Annotated in this window: 16 protein-coding genes; 12 read left to right on the top strand and 4 right to left on the bottom strand. The window is 67.5% G+C overall.

The genetic code is table 11. The features are described 5' to 3' along the window. Nucleotides 1–2: 2 nt before the first annotated feature. The 6 genes from KME82_RS04215 (at nt 3) to glpD (ending at nt 7,970) form a co-directional block, all read left to right on the top strand. Nucleotides 3–1,151, top strand: a complete 1,149-nt coding sequence (locus tag KME82_RS04215; RefSeq protein ID WP_252255623.1) for a threonine dehydratase — start codon at nt 3–5, stop codon at nt 1,149–1,151. Then, entirely contained in the window at nt 1,148–2,737 is a 1,590-nt protein-coding gene (locus tag KME82_RS04210; RefSeq protein ID WP_215497412.1) for a 2-isopropylmalate synthase, read from the top strand. The genes KME82_RS04215 and KME82_RS04210 overlap by 4 nt, the downstream gene beginning before the upstream one ends. A 171-nt stretch (nt 2,738–2,908) precedes the next feature. Next, nucleotides 2,909–4,345 (top strand): 3-isopropylmalate dehydratase large subunit, encoded by a 1,437-nt coding sequence (gene leuC / locus KME82_RS04205; RefSeq protein ID WP_215497411.1) that lies wholly within the window; start codon nt 2,909–2,911, stop codon nt 4,343–4,345. Next, nucleotides 4,345–4,989 carry a 3-isopropylmalate dehydratase small subunit gene (gene leuD, locus KME82_RS04200; RefSeq protein ID WP_215497410.1) on the top strand — a complete coding sequence of 215 codons (645 nt, stop codon included), beginning with the start codon at nt 4,345–4,347 and terminating at the stop codon, nt 4,987–4,989. Before leuC ends, leuD begins: the two co-directional genes overlap by 1 nt. Next, on the top strand, nt 4,979–6,067 hold the full coding sequence (gene leuB, locus KME82_RS04195) for a 3-isopropylmalate dehydrogenase (RefSeq protein WP_215497409.1): 1,089 nt from the start codon (nt 4,979–4,981) through the stop codon (nt 6,065–6,067). The genes leuD and leuB overlap by 11 nt, the downstream gene beginning before the upstream one ends. Before the next feature lie 283 nt (nt 6,068–6,350). Beyond that, nucleotides 6,351–7,970 carry a glycerol-3-phosphate dehydrogenase gene (gene glpD, locus KME82_RS04190; protein ID WP_430538792.1) on the top strand — a complete coding sequence of 540 codons (1,620 nt, stop codon included), beginning with the start codon at nt 6,351–6,353 and terminating at the stop codon, nt 7,968–7,970. A gap of 405 nt (nt 7,971–8,375) precedes the next feature. On the opposite strand, the gene KME82_RS04185 is transcribed toward glpD, so the two are convergent. Continuing rightward, nucleotides 8,376–8,654, bottom strand: coding sequence for a hypothetical protein (locus KME82_RS04185; protein WP_215497408.1), 279 nt, complete (start codon nt 8,652–8,654; stop codon nt 8,376–8,378). Between KME82_RS04185 and KME82_RS04180 the strand changes: the two genes are divergently transcribed. Both KME82_RS04180 and glpK read left to right on the top strand, forming a co-directional pair. Further along, on the top strand, nt 8,647–9,366 hold the full coding sequence (locus tag KME82_RS04180; protein WP_215497407.1) for an MIP/aquaporin family protein: 720 nt from the start codon (nt 8,647–8,649) through the stop codon (nt 9,364–9,366). The two genes, KME82_RS04185 and KME82_RS04180, sit on opposite strands and share 8 nt — an antisense overlap. 128 nt (nt 9,367–9,494) lie before the next feature. After that, nucleotides 9,495–11,000, top strand: coding sequence for a glycerol kinase GlpK (gene glpK, locus KME82_RS04175; RefSeq protein ID WP_215497406.1), 1,506 nt, complete (start codon nt 9,495–9,497; stop codon nt 10,998–11,000). Between the two features lie 145 nt (nt 11,001–11,145). Here glpK and KME82_RS04170 read toward each other — a convergent pair whose 3' ends face one another. Further along, nucleotides 11,146–14,307, bottom strand: a complete 3,162-nt coding sequence (locus tag KME82_RS04170; protein WP_215497405.1) for an efflux RND transporter permease subunit — start codon at nt 14,305–14,307, stop codon at nt 11,146–11,148. Between the two features lie 120 nt (nt 14,308–14,427). Next, on the bottom strand, nt 14,428–15,504 hold the full coding sequence (locus KME82_RS04165; RefSeq protein WP_252255622.1) for an efflux RND transporter periplasmic adaptor subunit: 1,077 nt from the start codon (nt 15,502–15,504) through the stop codon (nt 14,428–14,430). A 325-nt stretch (nt 15,505–15,829) separates the two neighbouring features. Between KME82_RS04165 and KME82_RS04160 the strand changes: the two genes are divergently transcribed. The 3 genes from KME82_RS04160 (at nt 15,830) to KME82_RS04150 (ending at nt 18,838) form a co-directional block, all read left to right on the top strand. Next, a complete protein-coding gene (locus KME82_RS04160; RefSeq protein ID WP_252255621.1) occupies nt 15,830–16,477 on the top strand; it encodes a TetR/AcrR family transcriptional regulator in 648 nt (215 codons plus the stop codon). A 185-nt stretch (nt 16,478–16,662) separates the two neighbouring features. Continuing rightward, the gene (locus KME82_RS04155) at nt 16,663–17,331 is read left to right on the top strand and encodes a protein-L-isoaspartate O-methyltransferase family protein (protein WP_215498966.1); all 669 of its coding nucleotides are present in this window, start codon (nt 16,663–16,665) and stop codon (nt 17,329–17,331) included. Between the two features lie 88 nt (nt 17,332–17,419). Then, the gene (locus tag KME82_RS04150) at nt 17,420–18,838 is read left to right on the top strand and encodes a TolC family outer membrane protein (protein WP_215497402.1); all 1,419 of its coding nucleotides are present in this window, start codon (nt 17,420–17,422) and stop codon (nt 18,836–18,838) included. Between the two features lie 398 nt (nt 18,839–19,236). On the opposite strand, the gene waaA is transcribed toward KME82_RS04150, so the two are convergent. Continuing rightward, complete coding sequence (gene waaA / locus KME82_RS04145; RefSeq protein ID WP_215497401.1) at nt 19,237–20,535, bottom strand: lipid IV(A) 3-deoxy-D-manno-octulosonic acid transferase; 1,299 nt, start codon at nt 20,533–20,535, stop codon at nt 19,237–19,239. A gap of 198 nt (nt 20,536–20,733) precedes the next feature. On the opposite strand from waaA, the gene lpxL reads away from it, so the two are divergent. Then, on the top strand, nt 20,734–21,660 hold the full coding sequence (gene lpxL / locus KME82_RS04140) for an LpxL/LpxP family Kdo(2)-lipid IV(A) lauroyl/palmitoleoyl acyltransferase (protein ID WP_215497400.1): 927 nt from the start codon (nt 20,734–20,736) through the stop codon (nt 21,658–21,660). Nucleotides 21,661–21,753 lie beyond the last annotated feature (93 nt).

Here is a 21,753-nt window from a genome sequence, read left to right as displayed (position 1 = left end):
TCGTGGACTGCGACGTAGCCAGCCTGGCCCAGATCAGCGCCGCCGACTTGTTGGCGGCGCAGGCGCGGCTGCGCCGCTACCTGGACCCCACGCCGCTGCACCACGCCGAGCGGTTCGGCTGCTGGTTGAAGCTGGAAAACCTGCAACGCACCGGTTCGTACAAGGTGCGCGGCGCGCTCAACGCGCTGCTGGCCGCACGCGAACGCGGCGATCACCGCACGGTGATCGCCGCCTCGGCCGGCAATCACGCGCAAGGCCTGGCCTGGGCGGCGTACCGCCTGGGCGTCAACGTGATCACGGTGATGCCGCGCTGTGCGCCGCAGACCAAGATCGCCGGCGTCGCCCACTGGGGCGCAACCGTGCGCCTGCACGGCGACACCTACGACGAAGCCAAGGCCTTCGCGATCGAACTGGCCGATCAGCACGATTACCGACTGCTGTCGGCGTTCGACGACCCCGACGTGATCGCCGGACAAGGCACGGTCGCGCTGGAACTGGCCGCGTTCGCGCCCGACGTGATGCTGGTGCCGATCGGCGGCGGCGGCCTCGCCGCCGGCGTGGCGATCGCATTGAAATCGGAACTGCTGTCGGGCTCGGCCGCGGCCAAGCGCGTGCGGGTGATCGGCGCGCAGGTCGAAGGCGTCGACTCGATGGCGCGCGCCCTGCGCGGCGATCGCCGCCTGATCGAACCGGCCGCGACCCTGGCCGACGGCGTACGCGTGAAAGACCCCGGCCGTTTGACCGAGCGCGTGCTGAGCACCTTGCTGGACGACGTGGTGATCGTGCGCGAAGCCGAACTGCGCGAAACCCTGGTCCGTCTGGCCCTGGAAGAACACATCATCGCCGAAGGCGCCGGCGCGCTGGCGCTGGCCGCCGGCCGGCGCATCGCCGGCAAGCGCAAATGCGCGGTGGTTTCCGGCGGCAATCTCGATGCCGGCGTGCTCGCGCGCCTGCTGTCGGAAGTGCGTCCGCGCGCGCCGCGCCGTCCGCGCCGCCGCGCGCGCGAAGCGCTCGGCCGCGACACCGCCGTCGAGGCGGACATTTACAAGCTCGCCAATCTTTCCTTCGACGCCGCGGCCCAACCCGCGCGGCCCCACGCAGCAAGCCCTTCCCCGCAGCATTCAGACGCAACAGAGGAACTGCCCGCATGAACGATCCATCCGGCCCGGTAAGCCCCATTACCGACGCCCAGCCCCACGTCACGATCTTCGACACCAGCCTGCGCGACGGCGAACAGTCGCCCGGCTGCAGCATGAGCGCCACGCAGAAGCTCCGCTTCGCGCACGCCCTGAGCGAACTCGGCGTGGACGTGATCGAAGCCGGATTCCCCGCCAGTTCCGAAGCCGACCTCGAAGGCACCCGCGCGATCGTGCGCGAAGTGCGCGGCTCCACCCTCGCCACCCTGGCGCGCTGCCATCCCGGCGACATCGAAGCCTGCGCGCGCGCGCTCGACGGCGCGGCCAAGCCGCGCATCCACGTGTTCATCTCGACCAGCCCGCTGCATCGCCAGCACAAGTTAAACCTGGACAAGCAGCAGGTGCTGGAGCGCGCGGTCGCGGCGGTCGAGCAGGCGCGCAAGTACGTCGACGACGTCGAGTTCTCGGCCGAAGACGCCCTGCGCACCGAGCACGACTATCTGGCGCAGATCTGCAGCGCCGCGGTCGCCGCCGGCGCGCGCACCTTGAACATTCCCGACACGGTCGGCTACACCACGCCGAGCGAGATCCGCGCGCTGTTCGAATACCTGCGCGCCAACGTCCGCGACGCCGACCAAGCCGTGTTCAGCGCGCACTGCCACAACGACCTGGGCCTGGCGGTGGCCAACAGCCTGGCCGCGATCGAAGGCGGCGCGCGTCAGGTCGAATGCACCGTCAACGGCATCGGCGAGCGCGCCGGCAATTGCGCGCTGGAAGAACTGGTGATGGCGCTGCGCGTGCGCAACGCTTACTACGGCGTCGGCACCCGCATCGACACCCGCCGGCTGGTGCCGACCTCGCGCCTGCTGTCGCGCATCACCGGCATGGTGGTCCAGCGCAACAAGGCGATCGTCGGCCAGAACGCGTTCGCGCACGAGTCGGGCATCCACCAGCACGGCATGCTCAAGCATCGCGGCACCTACGAGATCATGCATCCGGAAACCGTCGGTTGGGCGCAGTCGCAGATGGTGATGGGCCGCCACAGCGGCCGCGCCGCATTGAGCGATCGCCTGCAGACGCTGGGCTTCAGCCTGGACGAAGCGCGCTTGAACGCGGTGTTCGCGGCGTTCAAGACCTTGGCCGAGAAGAAGCGCGAAGTGTTCGACGCCGACCTGGAAGCGCTGGTGCTCGGCGCCGACGCCAAGGCCGCGCGCGGCTACCGCCTGATGCGCGCGCATGTCAGCACCGGTGTGTCCGACGGCAGCCTGCCGACCGCGAGCGTGCAACTGGTCGATCCCGAAGGCGCGACGGTCAGCGAAGCGGCGGTCGGCGACGGCCCCGTGCATGCGCTGTTCGCCGCGTTGGCACGCGCGACCGGCGTGGCGCTGCGCATCGACAGCTACAACGTCTCCAGCGTGACCACCGGCGACGACGCCCAGGGCCAGGCCAGCGTGACTGCGCGCGTGGACGGCGTGGAGCTGACCGGCTCGGGCACCAGCACCGACATCATCGAAGCCAGCGCGCTGGCCTGGCTGGAGTTGGCGAATCGGATGCATCGCACGCAGCAGGCGCCGCAGAAGCGACTCGCCGCAACCGCTTAAGCCCCTCTCCCGCATGCGGGAGAGGGGTTGGGGTGAGGGCCGAGGATCGCCGCGAATCCGCAACGACCAAAGCACCCTCATCCCAGCCTTCTCCCGCAAGCGGGAGAAGGAGCCAAAGACAACAGCCAACACCATGCTCACGCCGAACGCCAAAGCGAACCCACTCAACTCATGACCACACCCACCACCCTGTTCGAAAAACTCTGGAACGCGCATCTGGTCGCGCCCGAAAGCGACGCCGCGCCCGCGGTGCTGTACATCGATCTGCACCTGATCCACGAGGTCACCTCGCCGCAGGCCTTCGCCGAACTCGAAGCGCGCGGCCTGTCGCCGCGCCGGCCCGACCTGACCAAGGGCACCCTCGATCATTCCACCCCGACCCTGCCGGCCAACGCCAACGGCCAGCTGCCCTACTACACTGCCGAAGCCGAGCATCAGGTCGACACCCTGCGCCGCAACTGCGAACGCCACGGCGTGGAGCTGTTCGATTTCGACAGCGACTACCGCGGCATCGTCCACGTGATCGGTCCCGAACTCGGCCTGACCCAGCCCGGCCAGACCATCGTCTGCGGCGACAGCCACACCGCCACCCATGGCGCGTTCGGCGCACTGGCCTTCGGCATCGGCACCAGCGAAGTCGGCCACGTGCTCGCGACCCAGTGCCTGCTGCAACGTCGCGCCAAGACGTTGGCGATCAACGTCGAAGGCGAGCTCGCGCCCGGCGTCGGCGCGAAGGACCTGATCCTGCACGTCATCGGCGAGATCGGCGTCAACGGCGGCACCGGCCACGTCATCGAATACCGCGGCTCGACCATCCGCGCGCTGTCGATGGACGAACGCATGACCGTATGCAACATGTCGATCGAAGCCGGCGCGCGCGCCGGCCTGATCGCGCCCGATCAAGTCACCTACGATTACCTCGCCAAGACCCCGCGCGCGCCGCGCGGCGCCGACTGGGAGCGAGCGGTCGCGCGCTGGAGCGAGTTCAAGACCGACGACGGCGCCAGCTTCGATCGCGAAGTGCATATCGACGCCAGCGCGATCAAGCCGACCCTGACCTGGGGCACGCATCCGGGCCAGGTCGCCGCGGTCGACGCGCACCTTCCGCAGGGACGCGATGCCGACGAAGCCAAGGCGCTGGCCTACATGGGCTTCGACGGCGGCGCGGCGATGACCGGACGGCCGGTCGATGTGGTGTTCGTCGGCAGTTGCACCAATTCGCGCTTGTCCGATCTGCGCCAGGCCGCCGACGTGCTGCGCGGCCGCCACGTGCATCCGCGCGTGCGCATGCTGGTGGTGCCCGGTTCCGAACAGGTCAAGCGCGACGCCGAAGCCGAAGGCATCGACGCGGTGGTGCGCGCGGCCGGCGCCGAATGGCGCGAGCCGGGCTGCTCGATGTGCATCGCCATGAACGGCGATCTGGTCGGCGCCGGCCAGTTGGCCGTGTCCACCAGCAATCGCAATTTCGAAGGCCGCCAGGGCAAGGGCGCGCGCACCTTGCTCGCCTCGCCGCTGACCGCCGCCGCGTGCGCGGTCGCCGGGCACGTGGTCGATCCGCGCGATTACCTCGACCCGGCGTTCAACCCGTCGATCAAGGAGGTCGCGTGATGTCCGCATCCGTCCATTCAGCCTCCGCCGACGCCGGTTTCGTCGAACTGATCTCGCGCACCGCGGTGCTGCGCGAACGCAACATCGACACCGACCAGATCATTCCCGCGCGGTTCCTGACCACCACCGAACGCAAGGGCCTGGGCCGATTCGCCTTCAACGACTGGCGCTACCTCGCCGACGGTTCGCCCAATCCGGAGTTCGAACTCAACAAGCCGCATAACGCCGGCGCGGCGATCCTGGTCGCCGGGCGCAACTTCGGTTGCGGTTCCTCGCGCGAACACGCGCCGTGGGCCTTGACCGACCTGGGCCTGCGCGCGGTGATCAGCAGCGAGATCGCCGACATCTTCCGCAGCAATTCGCTCAAGAACGGCCTGCTGCCGATCGTGGTCGCGCAGGACCTGCTCGACGAACTGCTCGACCGACCCGGCATCGAACTGCGCATCGACGTGCGCACCCGCACCTTGCACTTGCCCGACGGCCGCGCGGTCGAGTTTCCGCTCGACGCCTTCGCCCAGACCTGCCTGATCGAAGGCGTCGATCAGCTCGGTTACCTGTTGCGCCAGATCGACGCCATCCACCATTTCGAACAGCGTCGCGAGACGGCGCGGAACACTACACAGGAGCAAACCCATGCGCGCTGACATCGTCGTTCTGCCGGGCGACGGCATCGGTCCGGAAGTCACCGCCGCCGCGGTCGAAGTGCTGCGCGCGGTCGCGACCCGCTACGGCCACCAATTCAACCTGCACGAACACGCGATCGGCGGCGCCGCGATCGACGCCACCGGCGAACCGTTGCCGGCCGCCACCCTCGACGCCTGCCGGCGCGCCGACGCGGTGCTGCTCGGCGCGGTCGGCGGGCCGAAGTGGTCCGATCCCAAGGCCAAGGTGCGTCCCGAGCAAGGCCTGCTGGCGCTGCGCAAAGGGCTGGGCCTGTACGCCAACCTGCGTCCGGTGCAGCCGCATGCGGCCACGCTCGGCGCGTCGCCGATCAAGCCGCATCTGCTGGCCGGGGTCGACCTGATCGTCGTGCGCGAACTCACCGGCGGCATCTATTTCGGCCAGAAGCAGCGCGGCGAAACCACCGCCAGCGATCTGTGCGAATACAGCGTCGAGGAAATCGAACGGGTCGTGCGCCGCGCCTGCGAACTGGCGCGCGGACGCCGCAACCACGTGGTCAGCGTCGACAAGGCCAACGTGCTGGAAACCTCGCGACTGTGGCGCGAAGTGGCCACGCGGGTGGCGCGCGAGGAATTCCCCGACATCACCCTTGAGCATCAACTGGTCGATTCGATGGCCATGCACCTGATCGCCAAGCCGCGCGCGTTCGACGTGATCGTCACCGAGAACATGTTCGGCGACATCCTCACCGACGAGGCGTCGATGCTGGCCGGTTCGCTGGGCCTGCTGCCGTCGGCCTCGCTGGGCGAAGGCAAGGTCGGCCTGTACGAACCGATCCACGGCTCGGCCCCGGACATCGCCGGCCGCGGCATCGCCAATCCCTGCGGCACCCTCCTCAGCGCGGCGATGCTGTTGCGCCATTCGCTGGGCCTGCAGGCCGAGGCCGAGTGCATCGAACAGGCGGTCGCCGCGGTCCTGGACGCCGGCGTGCTCACCGCCGACCTGGCCCCGGCCGGCCAGGCCGCGACCACCGCGCAGGTCACCGCCGCGGTGCTGGCCCAGTTGGAACTGCCGTGCCAGATCGCCGAGTTGCGCGACTGAGCCGGCCCGCCGGACCGCGCGGCCGTGCCATATTCCTGATCAACCCCGTGAGTGACCCGCTGTAAACCAAGCACGTCATAAGAGCGATCCACGCAGTTGCATACCCCTTCCCGGTGTCGTCAGGCACCGGGATTTTTTTGCCCAGCCCGCGCCGCGCGCGCGACACAATCCCCTCACCCGCCATTGATGTGAACCCAGGCAACAATCGCGCGGTAACCGTATGCCATCATCCTGATGTGTCCTGGGTCGGCGACGCGCGACCCGCAGCCAGTCGCGGGAGCGCATGACCGAGCACGAAGTATCCGGCGTCGACCCGCCCGCTGTTGACCAGCCTGGCGTGGGCGGAGCCGTTGTCGACCATCGCGCTGTCGATGATTCTGTCGTCGAACCACCGCCTGTCGACCTGCCCGAAGTCGATCTGCTGATCGTCGGCGGCGGCATCAACGGCGTGGCGATCGCGCGCGACGCCGCCGGCCGCGGCCTGTCGGTGCTGCTGTGCGAGCGCGACGACATCGCCTCGCATACCTCCAGCGCCAGCACCAAGCTCATCCACGGCGGCCTGCGCTATCTGGAACAGTTCGAATTCGCCCTGGTCGGCAAGGCCCTGGCCGAACGCAAGCGGCTGTTGCGCATGGCGCCGCACATCATCTGGCCGCTGCGCTTCGTGCTGCCGCACCAGCCGCATCTGCGCCCGGCGTGGATGATCCGGATCGGCCTGTTCCTGTACGACCGCCTCGGCGGCCGGCGCGGACGCGACCTGCCGGGTTCGCGCTCGGTCAACCTGCGCAAGCACATCTCCGGGCGGCCGCTGCGCGACGAGTTCTTCCGCGGCTTCGTCTATTCCGACGCCTGGGTGCAGGACGCGCGTCTGGCCGTGCTCAATGCGATGGACGCCGTCGAACGCGGCGCGCGCGTGCTGACCCGCACCGCCTGCGTGCATGCGCAGCGCGGCGCGGATCACTGGGACGTGCAGTTGCGCGGCGCCGACGGCGCGCTCAGCCGCGTGCGTGCGCGCGCCCTGGTCAACGCCACCGGCCCGTGGGCGGTGAGCTTCCTCGACCAAGTCGCGCACGTCGCGCATTCGCACAATCTGCGCCTGATCAAGGGCAGCCATATCGTCGTGCCCAGGCTGTTCGATCACGACCACGCCTACATCTTCCAGCAGCCCGACCGGCGCATCGTGTTCGCGATCCCCTACGAACACGACTACACCCTGATCGGCACCACTGATGTCGATTACCAGGCCGACCCCTCCGCGCCGCGCATCGACGACAGCGAAACCACGTACCTGTGCGAGGCGGCGTCCCGTTATTTCAAGCAACCGATCCGGCCGACCGATGTGGTCTGGACCTACAGCGGCGTGCGTCCGCTGCTCGACGACGACAGCGACAAGGCCTCGGAGATCACTCGCGACTACTTGCTGCTGCTCGATCGCGAAGGCGCGCCCCTGCTCAATATCTTCGGCGGCAAACTGACCACCTCGCGCAAACTCGCCGAAGAAGCCTGCGACACCTTGTCGCCGCTGTTCGGCGCGCCGCGCGCGGCCTGGACCGGCGACGCGCCGCTGCCGGGCGGCGATCTGCCCGGGGCGGACTTCGAAGCCTTCCATGAGGATTTCAGCCTGCGCCGCCCGTGGCTGCCCGATGCGTTGGCCTTGCGGCTGTGCCGCAACTACGGCAGCCGCGCGTTGCGCATCGTCGAAAGCTGCTCGCGTCTGGAGGATCTGGGCGAATGCTTCGGATCGGATCTGCATCGGGCCGAGGTGGACTACCTGATCGATTTTGAGTGGGCGCGCACGGTGGAGGACATCTTGTGGCGGCGCTCGAAGCTCGGTCTGCGTTTCGATGAACCCAGTCGCGAAGCGCTGCAGCGCTACGTGGTCAAGCGCGTCGCCGACGCATGAAACCGCCTTCGCGGCATCTGCGGCACCTACCTGTAGGAGCGGCGCGAGCCGCGACCGCGACATCGCGCTTGCGTCGTAGTAGAGGTGTCGCGGTCGCGGCTTGCGCCGCTCCTACAGTCGGGGTCGATACAACGAGGTCGTACATGTGGAGCGTTGACTCGATAGCTGAACCGATGTCGCAATGCATCCGTGAATTCGCCATTCTCCGCCCGTCACCACCTCGAAGGCCGGCCGGCTCTGCTTCTGCGCGTGATGGTCGGTGGTCGGTGGTCGGTGGTCGGTGGGCAGTGGGCAGTGGGCAGTGGGCAGTGGAGCGAAACATTCGGAGCCTTCAGCGCCATACCACCAGAACGTCATTCCCGCGAAGGCGGGAATCCAGGGCCTTTCGTGCGAGAACGCTTGAAGTCACTGGATTCCCGCCTTCGCGGGAATGACGGGCTGGAGGATTCGCGCATGATGGGGCGATACGCGGATTGGCGATAAGCGATAAGCGATAAGCGATAAGCGATAAGCGATAAGCGATAAGCGATAAGCGATAAGCGATAAGCGATAAGCGATAAAAAAATAGAACAATTCACCAGCATTCGCAGCCCCCGCACCTACGAAAACAAAGAACAAAGCACCACCCTGCAAAAACAAAAACAAAGCACCACCAGCACCAGGGAGACCCACCGCAATGGCCACACCGATGTCGCAATACCTCAGCGAATTCATCGCCACCGGCATGCTGATCCTGCTCGGCAACGGCGTGGTCGCCGGCGCGCTGTTGAATAAATCCAAGGCGCAAGGCGCCGGCTGGGGCGTGATCACCGCGGCCTGGGGCCTGGCGGTGCTGATCGGCATCTTCATCGCCGGCCCGACCAGCGGCGCGATCATGAATCCCGCGCTCACCATCGCCCTGGCCGCGATCGGAAAATTGTCGTGGGCGGTGGTGCCCGGCTTCGTCGTCGCGCAGATCGCCGGCGCCTTCGCCGGCGCGACCCTGGTCTGGCTCGCCTATCTCGCGCATTGGAAAGTCAGCGACGACCCCGCCGCCAAGCTCGCGATCTTCTGCACCGCGCCGGCGATCCGCGATACCAAGGCCAATGTGCTGACCGAAGTCATCGGCACCTTCGCCCTGACCTTCGGCGCGCTCGCGGTCGGCGCCAATTCGCTGGCGCCCGGCATGGGGCCGCTCGGCGTCGGTCTGCTGGTGGTGGTCGTCGGCATGTCGCTCGGCGGCCCGACCGGTTACGCGATCAACCCCGCGCGCGATCTCGGTCCGCGTATCGCCCACGCGCTGCTGCCGATCGCCGGCAAGGGCGGCTCGGATTGGGGCTATGCCTGGGTGCCGGTCGTCGCGCCGATCATCGGCGCGCTGGTCGGGGCGTTTGCGTTTCAAGCGGTTTATGGCTGAAAGCCGGGAATGGAGAATCGGGAGTCGTAGTTCGTCGCGACGGCCGCTATCGAGCACTTCCCGCCATTCCATTCCCCATTCCCGATTCCCGATTCCCGATTCCCGATTCCCGATTCCAAGAGACTCCCATGGACAAGTCCTACATCCTCGCCATCGACCAAGGCACCACCAGTTCACGCGCGATGCTGTTCGATCGCAGCGGCGCGGTGGTCGGCGTGGCACAGCGCGAGTTCGAGCAGATCTTTCCGCGGCCGGGCTGGGTCGAGCACGATCCGCGCGAGATCCTCGCCAGCGTGCAGACCACCGCGATCGAGGTGATGACCAAGGCGCAGATCAGCGCCTCGCAGATCGCCGGCATCGGCATCACCAATCAGCGCGAGACCACGGTGGTGTGGGACCGCCACACCGGCCAGGCGGTGCATAACGCGATCGTGTGGCAATCGCGGCAGACCGCGGCGATCTGCGATCAGCTCAAGGCCGATGGCTATTCGCAAATGGTGCGCGAACGCACCGGCCTGCTGATCGATGCGTATTTCTCCGGGACCAAGGTCAAGTGGATTCTCGACAACGTCGAGGGCGCGCGCGAAAAGGCCGAGCGCGGCGACCTGCTGTTCGGCACCATCGACACCTGGCTGATCTGGAACCTGTCGGAAAACAAGGCCCACGTCACCGACTACAGCAACGCCTCGCGCACCTTGATGTACGACATCCACAAGCGCCAGTGGTGTCCGGAACTGCTGGACATGCTCGGGGTGCCGGCGTCGATGCTGCCGGAGGTCCGCTCCAGCAGCGAGGTCTACGCGCACACCGGCGCGCGCCATTTCTTCAACAACTCGGTGCCGATCTGCGGCGTCGCCGGCGATCAGCAGGCGGCGCTGTTCGGCCAGGCCTGCTTCGAGGCCGGCATGGCCAAGAACACCTACGGCACCGGCTGTTTCCTGCTGATGAACACCGGCGAGAAAGCGGTGTGTTCGGACAACGGCCTGCTGACCACCATCGCCTGGGGCATCGACGGCAAGGTCGAGTACGCGCTGGAAGGCAGCATCTTCGTCGCCGGTTCGGCGGTGCAATGGCTGCGCGACGGGCTGCGCATGCTCGGCAAGGCCGGCGACTCGCAGGCCTACGCCGAACGCGCGCGTTCGACCGAGGGCGTGTACTTCGTCCCGGCCTTCGTCGGCCTGGGCGCGCCGTACTGGCGCAGCGACGTGCGCGGCGCGATGTTCGGCCTGACCCGCGGCACCAGCAAGGAGCATTTCATTCGCGCGGTGCTCGAATCCCTGGCCTACCAGACCCGCGACGTGCTCAGCGCGATGCAGGCCGATTCCGGGATCGAACTCAAGGCGCTGCGCGCCGACGGCGGCGCGATCGCCAACGATTTCACCGCGCAGTTCCAGGCCGATATTCTCAACGTGCCGCTGAACCGTCCGCGGGTCAACGAGACCACCGCCTTGGGCGCGGCGTATCTGGCCGGGTTGGCGGTCGGGTTCTGGGAAAGCCGCGAGCAGATCGCGCAGCAGTGGCAGGTCGAGCGCAGTTTCGAGCCGCAGATGCTCGCGGACGAACGCGAGAGGTTGTATGCCGGCTGGAAGCGGGCGATCGAGGCGACGTTGGCTTTCAGCGTCGAGCACGCTTGATCAAGCGTCCGCGCTGAGCCCCTCTCCCGCGCAGCGGGAGAGGGGTTGGGGTGAGGGCGCGCGCGACTTCAAGCTGACATCGCCACCGCGACTGCGACTGCCCTCACCCCAGCCCTCTCCCGCTGCGCGGGAGAGGGAGACAAGCTCAGGTTTCTTCCGGCACCTTGACCTTGAACCACGCCGCATACAACGCCGGCAGGAACAACAAGGTCAGCAGCGTCGCCACCATCAACCCGCCCATGATCGCCACTGCCATCGGCCCGAAGAAGGCGCTGCGCGACAGCGGGATCATCGCCAGGATCGCCGCCAGCGCGGTCAGCACGATCGGACGGAATCGTCGCACCGTCGCATCGACGATGGCCTTCCAGGGCTCGTGCCCTTCGCCGCGATCCTGCTCGATCTGATCGACCAGGATCACCGAGTTGCGCATGATCATGCCGGCCAGCGCGATCGTGCCGAGCATCGCGACGAAGCCGAACGGCACCCGGAAGATCAGCAGGAACAAGGTCACGCCGATCAGCCCCAGCGGCGCGGTCAACAGCACCATGAACGCACGCGAGAAGCTGCGCAGCTGCAGCATCAATAAGGTGAACACCGCGAACAGGAACAGCGGCATGCCGGCGTTGATCGATTTCTGGCCGCGCGCGGAATCCTCGACGCTGCCGCCGATCTCGATCGAATAACCGTAGGGCAGCTGCGCACGCAGCCCGTCCAAAGTCGGCGAGATCTGCGCCATCACCGAGGCCGGCTGGGTGCCGTCGTAGATGTCGGCGCGCACGGTCATGGTCGGCAGACGGTCGCGGTGCCAGATGATGCCTTCCTCGAAGCCGTATTCGAGGGTGGCGATCTGGGTCAGCGGCACGCTGCGGTTGTTGCTGGTCGGGACCATCAGGCTGCCGAGCATGTCCAGTTGCAGACGCTCCTGGTCCGGCCCGCGCAGCAGCATCTCGATCAGCTCGTTGCTCTCGCGGTAGGTGCTGATGTGCGAGCCCGACAGCGAACTCGACAGGAACTGCGACAGCTGCGCCGAGGTGATGCCCAACGCGCGCGCGCGTTCCTGATCGACCTGCAGGCGCACCACCTTGCTGGGTTCGTCCCAGTCCAGATTGACGTTGGCCACGTGCGGGTTGGCGCGGATCTTTTCGCGCGCCTGGTAAGCGATCTTCCGCACCACGTCGATGTGTTCGCCGGACACGCGGAACTGCACCGGATAACCGACCGGCGGGCCGTTCTCCAGTCGCGTCACCCGCAATTGCAGTTCCGGGAAGCGCGGCACCACGTCGTTGATGATCCACATGCGCAGCGTTTCGCGATCGGCCAGGGTCTTGGGCATCAGCACGAACTGGGCGAAGTTCGCCGCCGGCAGCTGTTGATCCAGCGGCAGGTAGAAACGCGGCGAACCGGTGCCGACGTAGGCGACGTAGTTGCCCAGGTCCTTGCGCTGCTTGAGCATCGCTTCCAGGCGCTTGGCCTGTTCGGTGGTCTGGCGCAGCGAGCTGCCTTCGGCCAGTTCCATGTCGACCATCAGTTCCGGACGCACCGAGTCGGGGAAGAACTGCTGCGGCACGAAACGGAACAGGAAGATCGAACCGATGAATGCGGCAATCGTAATGCCGATCACCAGCCAGCGCCGGCGCACGCACCAGGTCACCCAACCGCGGAAGCGCACATAGAACTTGGTTTCGTAGGGATCGTGCGCATGGCCCACCGGCTCCTTCGGCGCGAGCACGCTTTCGAACATCGGCAGTCGCCTGGCGAGATTGCTGCGCGCATCGCGCCAGCGCGCGGCGAGCGAACCGGGCTTGGGCAACGCGGCCGCGGCGCCGTGGTCGGGCAGCAGTTTGTCGCCGAGGAACGGGATGAACGCGACCGCGGCGATCCACGACACGCACAGCGCGATCGTCACCACCTGGAACAGCGAGCGGGTGTATTCGCCGGTGCTCGACGCGGCGGTCGCGATCGGCAGGAACCCGGCCGCGGTGATCAAGGTGCCGGTCAGCATCGGGAAGGCGGTGCTGTCCCAGGCGAACGCGGCCGCGCGCAGGCGGTCGAAGCCCTGCTCCATCTTGATCGCCATCATCTCCACCGCGATGATCGCGTCGTCGACCAACAGCCCCAGCGCCAGCACCAGCGCGCCGAGCGAAATCTTGTGCAGGCCGACGCCGAAGAAATCCATCACTGCAAACGTCATCGCCAGCACGAGCGGGATCGACAGCGCCACCACCAGGCCGGTGCGCAGGCCGAGCGAGAAGAAACTCACCAGCAGCACGATCGCCACCGCCTCGGCCAATACGCGCACAAACTCGCCGACCGATTCCTCGACCGCGGCGGGTTGGTCGGCGACCTTGCGCAGCTCCATGCCGGCCGGCAGGGTCTTCTGCAACGCGGCGAATTCGGTTTCCAGGGTCTTGCCGAGCTTGAGGATGTCGCCGCCCTGCTTCATCGACACGCCGATGCCGATCGCGTCCTGGCCCATGAAGCGCATGCGCGGCTGCGGCGGATCGGAGAACCCGCGACGCACCTCGGCGACATCGCCCAGGCGGAAGGTGCGGTCGCCGACCCGGATCGGGAACTGTTTGATCTGCTCGACCGAGGTGAACTGCCCGCCGACGCGCAGCGGCACGCGGCTCGACGCGGTTTCGAAGAAACCGGCCGGGGCCAGCGCGTTCTGCTGGTTGAGCGCGTCCTGCACCGCCTGCGCGGGTACGCCGAGGGTCGAGAGCTTCACGTTCGACAGCTCGACCCAGATCTTTTCGTCCTGCACGCCGATCAGTTCGATCTTGCCCACGTCGGCCTGGCTTTGCAGGGCGAGCTGGACGCGTTCGGCGTAGTCCTTGAGCACGGCGTAGTCGAAACCCTCGCCGGTCAGCGCGTAGATGTTGCCGAAGGTGTCGCCGAATTCGTCGTTGAAGAACGGGCCGACCACGTCGCTGGGCAAGGTCGGGCGGATGTCGCCGATCTTCTTGCGCACCTGATACCACAGCGGCTGGATATCGCCCGAATGCATCGAGTCGCGCGCGGCGAAGATCACCTGCGATTCGCCCGGCCGCGAGTACGAGCGGATGAACTCGTATTCGCCGGTTTCCATGAGCTTCTTCTCGATCCGCTCGGTGACCTGGCGCGAGACTTCCTCGGCGGTCGCGCCGGGCCACAGGGTGCGCACGACCATGACCTTGAAGGTGAACGCCGGGTCTTCGCTGCGGCCCAGGCGCAGGTACGACATCGCACCGGCGATCGCCAGCACCAGCATCGCGTAGACGATCAGGCTGCGATGGCGCAGGGCCCATTCGGAAAGGTTGAAGCGCATAGATAAACCCACTTCATTGTCCCCCTCTCCCGCTTGGCGGCAGAGGGCAGGGGTGAGGGCGCGAGCGCCGGCAAACTAGAACTCAGTGATGCACGGACCGTCAGGCCCCGCGCACCGCGATCACTTCCCGACCGGATGGTTTTCGCGATCGACCGCGACCACCTTCTGTCCGTCGCGCAGGAGATGGCCGCCGGCGGTGACGACCCAGTCGTTGGCGCCCAGTCCCTTGATGACCGGTACGCGCTCCTGACCGTAAGGTCCGACGACGATTGGTTTTAACTTCACGATCCCGCTGCCGATATCGGCCACGAACACCGCCGTGCCGTTGCCGGTGCGCTGCACCGCCGCGAGCGGCACGCTGAGCCCGGAGGCGGCCGCGTCGGCCTGGTAGATGCGCGCGCTCTGGCCAAGTTCGAGCGTTCCGTCCGGCGCATCGACGGTGACTCGCGCGGCGTAGGTGCGCGACGCCGGATCGGCCGCGGGCGACACCTCGCGGACCCGGCCCGGCCAGCGCTTGCCGGGCTGCGACCACAGTTCGATCAACACGTCCTGGCCGGGCTTGAAGGTCGCGATCGCACCTTCGGGCACGGCGAAGGCGATTTCGCGCGCACCGTCGGCGGCCAGCGCGAACACCTGCTGGCCGGCGGCGACGACCTGCCCGGCTTCGGCGTTGCGCGAAGCGATCACCCCGGCGCTGGGCGCGCGCAACTGGGTGTAGGCCGATTGATTCTTCGCCACTTCGAGGTTGGCGCGGGCCGAATTGAGCTGGCCTTGCGCGGCCTTGGCCGCGGCGTCCTGCGCGTCCTGGGCCGAGCGGCTGACCAACTGGTCCTTGCTCAGCTGGGCGAAACGGACCTGATCGGCGCGGGCCCGCGCGTATTCGGCCTCGGCGGCCGCGTACTGCGCCTGGGCCGCGCGCGCCTGGGCGTCGAGATCGCCCGGATCGAGCACCGCCAGCACCTGCCCGGCGGCAACGTGCGCGCCGACATCGACCTTGCGCTCGACCATCTTGCCGGCGACCCGGAACGACAGCGGGCTCTCTTCGCGCGCCCGCACCTCGCCGGCATAAGCCGAGACCGCGTTGATCGCGCCGCTGGGCTGGGCGACCAGCACCGGCCGCGGCGCCTCGGCCAGCGGCTTGCCGTCGCCGCAGGCCGCCAGGCTCAGGGCCAAGGCCGCGGCCAGCAATGCCGGCACGGAGCGTGTCCATGCCGTCGGCTGGGCGGCCGGACGGACCGGGGTGGAGGCGGAAAAAATCCGGCTGCGCATTGCGGATGGCCTTATAGGGAATTAATGTACTTGGCGGTACTGTATAAATATCGAACCACGTAGTCCAGTATTGCGACCTATGCCGACGCCCCCAACCACGTCCACCGCGCTCTCCCCCGCCACCGTGGCCCAGCCGAAGCCGACCACACCCGTCGCCACAGACCACCCAAAGCCCACCGTGCCGCAATCCGCATCAGCCCAGGACCAGCTCAAGCCCACCGCGGACAAGCCCACCGCCTCCGCGAGCCCCGCCGTGGACAAACCCGCCGCGTCATCCAAGCCCACCGGCCCCGGCCGCCCGAAAGACCTGACCAAACGCAACGCAATCCTCGAAGCCGCCAAGCGCCTGTTCCTGATCGAGGGCTACGACGGCGTGAGCATGGACCAGATTGCGGCCGGCGCCGGGGTCTCCAAACTCACCGTCTACAGCCATTTCGGCGACAAGGAGACCTTGTTCAGCGCGGCGGTGCAGGCATACTGCGAGCAACATCTGCCGCCGCCGCTGTTCGAACCGGCCCCGGCGACCGCGCTGCGCGAGCGGCTGATCGAGATCGCCACCGCCTTCTACGAGATGATCAGCACCCCCGAGGCGATCCAGATCCACCGCCTGCTGTGCTCGCCGCAGCTGGCCGAATCGCCGTTGTCGAAGATGTTCTGGGACGCCGGTCCGCAACGCCTGCACGACGAATTCGCCGCGCTGCTGCAGCGGCGGGTCGAGGCCGGCGAACTGGAGATCCAGGACCCGCCCCGCGCGGCGACCCAGTTTTTCGCCCTGATCAAGGGCGAGCCGCACGCCATGCTGATGTTCGGCTGCGGCGTCACCGCGCCGGCCGAGCTGACCGTCCATATCGAGGCCTCGGTGGCGATGTTCCTGCGCGCCTATGCCCGGCGCGAGCAATGACTGTGCCGGGTCTGGCCGCCCGCGCCGATGCGGCGAACCCGCCGCCAGACGGCACGGTGCCGGGAGTTCCGGTGACTTTCGGCACTAAGCCCGGCCCCCGCCGTGGTTGATTCTTTTTCCGCCGGGGGCCGTGCGGTCCCGGTAGAATTCGCGGTTCCCGCGCACGATTCAGAAGACTGCTCATGATTACGATCGATTACGCCAAGGCACGTGAAACGATGGTCGAACAACAGGTTCGGCCGTGGGACGTGCTCGACCCGCGCGTGCTCGATGTGCTGGCGACGCTGCCGCGCGAAGCGTTCGTCGCCGACGCGCATCGCAATCTCGCCTACACCGACATCTCGCTGCCGCTGGCGCATGGTCAGTTCATGATGAAGCCGGTGCTCGAAGGCCGCACCTTGCAGTCGCTGGCGGTGGACCCGACCGACGACGTGCTCGAGATCGGCACCGGCAGCGGCTACCTCACCGCCTGCCTGGGCCGCCTGGCGCGCGAAGTGGTGAGCCTGGAAATCCATGCCGACCTCGCCGCAACCGCGCGCACGCGCCTGGCCGCGCAGACCGTGCTCAATGCCCAGGTGATCGAAGCCGACGCGCTGAACTACAGCACCGACCGCCGCTTCAACGCGATCTGCGTGACCGGCGCGGTCTACCAGATTCCGCAGCAGTGGCTGCAGTGGCTGCAGCCGGGCGGACGCCTGTTCGTGATGCGCGGCCGCTCGCCGGCGATGGAAGGCATCGTCGTCACCGCGTCGGCCGAGCGCAACCAAGTCAACGCTTCGCGCATCCAATCGTTGTTCGAAACCGATCTGCCTTATCTCGAAGGCGCCGCGCCCGCGCCCGCCTTCGAGTTCTGACGATCCTGTCAGTTACCCGTCAGTCCCTCGTAAGAACCCGCGTGCCAGCATGCGGGTTCTCAAATACCAGCAAGTCCAAGGAAGCCGCATGATCCGCCGTCCGCTCGCTCTTGCCCTGGCTCTCGTCCTGCTGCCGGCCGCCGCGTCGGCGGAAGATCTGTTGCAGACCTATGAGCTCGCGCGCCAGGGCGACCCGGTGCTGTCGGCCGCGCAGTCCAACCGGCTGGTGACCCAGGAAGACCGCATCCAGGCCCGCGCCCGGCTGCTGCCGTCGCTGTCCGGCGAGGCGCGCCTGACCCGCAGCCGCAACGACAGCGAAGCCAACGGCATCGTCGATCCGACCGATCCCAACTCCGGCGTCGCGCCCGGCACCAACGTGCGATCGGACAGCACCTCGCGCAATTATTCGATCAGCGCCAGCCAGCCGATCTACAACCGCGCCAGCATCAAGAACCTGCAAAGCCAGAACGCGCTGAGCGAAGCCAGCGACTTCACCCTGGAATCGACCAGCCAGGCGCTGATCACCCGCACCTCGCAGGCCTATTTCAACGTGCTGGTCGCGCTGGAAAACCTGGCCGCGGCCGAGGCGGCGGAAACCGCGCTGCAAAAGCAGTTCGACTACGCCTCCAAGCGCCTGGAAGTCGGCCTGGCGCCGATCACCGACGTGCACGAAGCGCGCGCCCAGTACGACGATGCGCGCGCGCGCACCATCACCACCCGCAACACGGTCGAAGACTCGTATCAGGCCTTGAGCGAAATCACCGGCCAGCCGGTGCGCACGCTCAAGGCGCTGCCGGCCGACTTCAAGCCGGCGCTGCCCGAAGCGCAGCAGGTCGAGACCTGGGTCAACAACGCGGTGCAGGGCAATCCCTCGCTGCGCGCGCAGGAACTGGCGGTGCGCGCCGCCGACATCAGCGTGGAAACCGCGCGCGCCGGCCACTGGCCGACCCTGACCCTGAGCGGCGGTTACGGCGACAACGCGACCTGGGGCGACCGCACCTTCGGCGGCCAGACCCAGGCGCTCAACGGCAGCGCCAGCCACGGCCCGAGCATCGGCCTGACCCTGTCGGTGCCGCTGTATTCCGGCGGTTCGGTCCAGTCCGGCGTGCGTCAGGCGCTGGCCCGCCGCGACGCCGCGCAGGACGAACTCGAACGCCAGAAGCGCCTGCTGGTGCGCAACACCCGCAACGCGTATCAGACCCTGGTCGCCGGCATCAGCGAAGTCGAAGCGCGCCGCCTGGCGGTGGTCTCGGCGCAGGCCGCGTACGACGCTTCGCAGGTCGGCCTGGAAGTCGGCACCCGCACCGTGCTGGACGTGTTGAACAACCAGCGCACCTTGCTGCAGGCGCAACAGGCCTACGCCCAGTCCAAGTACAACTTCCTGCAAAACCGCCTGCTGCTGGAGCAGTCGGCCGGTTCTCTGGACGTCGCCGACGTGCAGGACATCAACCGCCTGCTGACCGCCGACGCGGCGACCAACCTCGCGCCGCCGCCGGGGATGCAGTGATCGGGTAGCGCTTCGTCGGGTACGTTCGCGACAGACTGTGATGCATTCGTGGCGGGTTGATACTCGCAACGGATTGTCGATACGAAAAAACCGCCGGCATGTCCGGCGGTTTTTTGTTGGTCGGCTTTGTTGCTCGAAGTTGTTGCTCGACTTTGGCGGGTCGGCTTTTTTGGCTGAACTGCGTCGACTTGGTCTTGCCGCGTCTTTGCTTTCCCCCCTTTGAAAAAGGGAGGGCAGGGGGGATTTGCTTTTTGCTTTGGCTTTTCCGTCACCGTTGCGAACAACACAACCGCGCAGAGCAAAAGCAAATCCCCCCTGCCCCCCTTTTTCAAAGGGGGGAAAGCAACGGCAACAGCAAACGCGGAACCAGCGCGCAAGCTAAAACGCAGAGCCCGGCGCTACCGCCCCAACGGCGGCAACGCCGGCTGCAACAACGCCATCGTCCGCGCTAGCGCGCCGCGACCCAATTCAACCAGCGCACGGCCGGCGTCGATCATCTGCGCGCGTTCGATCGGATCGTCGAGCAGCCGCTCCACCGCCGCTTCGACCGCATCCGCGTCCAGGCCGATGCGCAAGGCGCCGGCATCTTCCAGCCGCTGCGCGATCTCGACGAAGTTGTGCAGATGCGGACCGGTGACGATCGGCGTGCCGGTCGCGGCCGGTTCGAGCAGGTTGTGCCCGCCGATCGCCTGCAGGCTGCCGCCGACGAAGGCCACGTCGGCGCAGGCGTAGAAACTCATCAGTTCGCCGAGCGTGTCGATCACGAACACGTCGTCGCCCGGCTGCGGCCAGCGCGCGCGCGAACGCGTCGACACCTGCCAGCCGGCGCTGCGCGCGGTCTCGGCGACCACCCGGAAGCGTTCGGGATGACGCGGCGCCCACAACAGCAACAAGCCCGGAAAGCGTTCGCGCAGACGCCGGTGCATGCCGACCGTCGCGGCTTCCTCGTCCTCGTGCGTGCTCGCCGCGATCCACACCGGCCGCTCGCCGGTATGGCGATGGCATTCCAGCGCGAATTCCTCCAGCGCATCGGGTACGTTGACGTCGAACTTGAGATTGCCGGTCTCGATGACCTGCTCGGGCCGCGCGCCCAACTGGATGAAGCGCTCGCCGTCGGCGCGCGACTGCGCCGCGACCGTGCGCACCGTGCGCAACGCACGGCTCACCAGCGGCGCCAGCGCGCGATAGCCGCGCAGCGAACGCTCCGACAGGCGCGCATTGAGGATGTAGGCCGGAATCCCGCGATCGCGGCAGCCGAACAACAGGTTCGGCCACAACTCGGTTTCCATGATCAGCGCCGCGCACGGCTTGTGATGGCGCAGGAAACGCCCGACCGCGCCGGGCAGGTCGTAGGGCAGGTACACGTGTTCGACCGAATCGCCCCAGGCCGCGCGCGCGCGGTCCGAGCCGGTCGGGGTGATCGTGCTGACCAGCAGGCGCAGGTCCGGACGGCCGCGGCGCAAGGCGTTCACCAGCGGAATCGCCGCGTTGACCTCGCCGACCGAGACCGCGTGCAGCCACAAAGTGCGGGTCTGGGCCGGGCCGCGGTAGATCGCGTAGCGCTCCAGCCAGCGCTGGAAATACGCCGGCTGGCGGAAACCGCGCCAGATCAGGTGATACACCGTGACCGGGGCCAACAGGTACAGCGCGACCGAATACAGGCCGCGCAACAGGCGCTCGATCAAATCCTTCCGCATGGGCGTAAGGATAAAGGCTGCGGCGGCGATGCGGTGGCCGCGACGGCGATAAGTCGACCCACGGCCCACTGCGCCGCGCGGGCGCGACGTGGATACGGCCCGAATGCGGCCCTGTGTGCGTCGGCACCGACCTGCGCCCGGGTACGCACCTTCGGCCGATGCCGCGGCATTCATCGCCTCACCGCATAAACTATCGCCATGGCCGAATCGATCCTGCCCCCACGTCCGTCCCTGCTCTCGCCGCGCCTGTGGCCCATGTGGCTCGCGCTGGCCGCGATGTGCGCGGGCGCGCGCCTGCCCTGGGGCCTGCAACGCGCCCTGGGCGCGCTGATCGGCGCATTCGCGCTGCGCGCGGCGAGCGAGCGCCGGCGCGCGGCGCGGATCAACCTGAAGCTGTGCTTCCCCGAAAAAAGCGAAGCCGAACGCGAGATCCTGCTGCGCGAAAGCTTCCGCGACCTGGGCGTGGGCTTCTTCGAATTCGCCCGCGCGTGGTGGGGCGAGGTCGCGCCGATGCGGCGCACGGTCAAGATCGAAGGGCTGGAATTGCTCGACGAGGTGCGCGCGTCCGGACGCGGCGTGCTGATGATCTCGGGCCATTTCATGACCCTGGAGATGTGCGGCCGACTGATGTGCGATCACCTGCCGCTGGCCGGCATGTACCGCAAGCACCGCAATCCGGTGATGGAATGGGCGGTCAAGCGCGGGCGCCTGCGCTACGCGGCGGCGATGTTCACCAACGAGGAAATCCGCCCGGCGATGCGCCACCTCAAGCAGGGCGGTTTCCTGTGGTACGCGCCGGACCAGGACATGCGCGGCAAGGACACCGTGTTCGCGCCGTTCTTCGGCGTGCCGGCGGCGACGATCACCGCGACCCATCAGTTCGCGCGCCTGAGCGGCTGCGCGGTCGTGCCGTTCTTCCATCGTCGCGAAGGCGCCGATTACATCCTGCGCGTCGGCGCGCCGCTGCCCGAGTTTCCGTCCAGCGATGCGACGCAAGACAGCGCGCGGGTCAACGCGCAGATCGAAGCGATGGTGCGGCAGGCGCCGACGCAGTACCTGTGGATCCACCGCCGTTTCAAGCGGCGACCGGCGGGCATGGTGTCGCCGTACAAGAAACAACCCTGAGATATCGAAAGCCGCGATCGCCCCCTGTAGGAGCGGCGCGAGCCGCGACCGCGACACCTCGCTTGCATCGAAGCTGCGATGTCTTGATCGACA

Source organism: Lysobacter capsici (assembly GCF_018732085.1).
GTDB lineage: Bacteria > Pseudomonadota > Gammaproteobacteria > Xanthomonadales > Xanthomonadaceae > Lysobacter > Lysobacter capsici_A.
The sequence above is the reverse complement of the archived record's forward strand: the minus strand, read 5'-3'. Positions and strand labels throughout refer to the sequence as shown.

What these genes read in the sequence shown, in the direction of transcription:
- lpxL (WP_215497400.1), top strand. Translation starts at nt 20,734, where the DNA reads ATGGCCGAATCGATCCTGCCCCCACGTCCGTCCCTGCTCTCGCCGCGC.
- waaA (WP_215497401.1), bottom strand. Translation starts at nt 20,535, where the DNA reads ATGCGGAAGGATTTGATCGAGCGCCTGTTGCGCGGCCTGTATTCGGTC.
- KME82_RS04210 (WP_215497412.1), top strand. Translation starts at nt 1,148, where the DNA reads ATGAACGATCCATCCGGCCCGGTAAGCCCCATTACCGACGCCCAGCCC.
- KME82_RS04170 (WP_215497405.1), bottom strand. Translation starts at nt 14,307, where the DNA reads ATGCGCTTCAACCTTTCCGAATGGGCCCTGCGCCATCGCAGCCTGATC.
- glpD (WP_430538792.1), top strand. Translation starts at nt 6,351, where the DNA reads ATGACCGAGCACGAAGTATCCGGCGTCGACCCGCCCGCTGTTGACCAG.
- leuB (WP_215497409.1), top strand. Translation starts at nt 4,979, where the DNA reads ATGCGCGCTGACATCGTCGTTCTGCCGGGCGACGGCATCGGTCCGGAA.
- glpK (WP_215497406.1), top strand. Translation starts at nt 9,495, where the DNA reads ATGGACAAGTCCTACATCCTCGCCATCGACCAAGGCACCACCAGTTCA.
- KME82_RS04150 (WP_215497402.1), top strand. Translation starts at nt 17,420, where the DNA reads ATGATCCGCCGTCCGCTCGCTCTTGCCCTGGCTCTCGTCCTGCTGCCG.
- leuC (WP_215497411.1), top strand. Translation starts at nt 2,909, where the DNA reads ATGACCACACCCACCACCCTGTTCGAAAAACTCTGGAACGCGCATCTG.
- KME82_RS04180 (WP_215497407.1), top strand. Translation starts at nt 8,647, where the DNA reads ATGGCCACACCGATGTCGCAATACCTCAGCGAATTCATCGCCACCGGC.
- leuD (WP_215497410.1), top strand. Translation starts at nt 4,345, where the DNA reads ATGTCCGCATCCGTCCATTCAGCCTCCGCCGACGCCGGTTTCGTCGAA.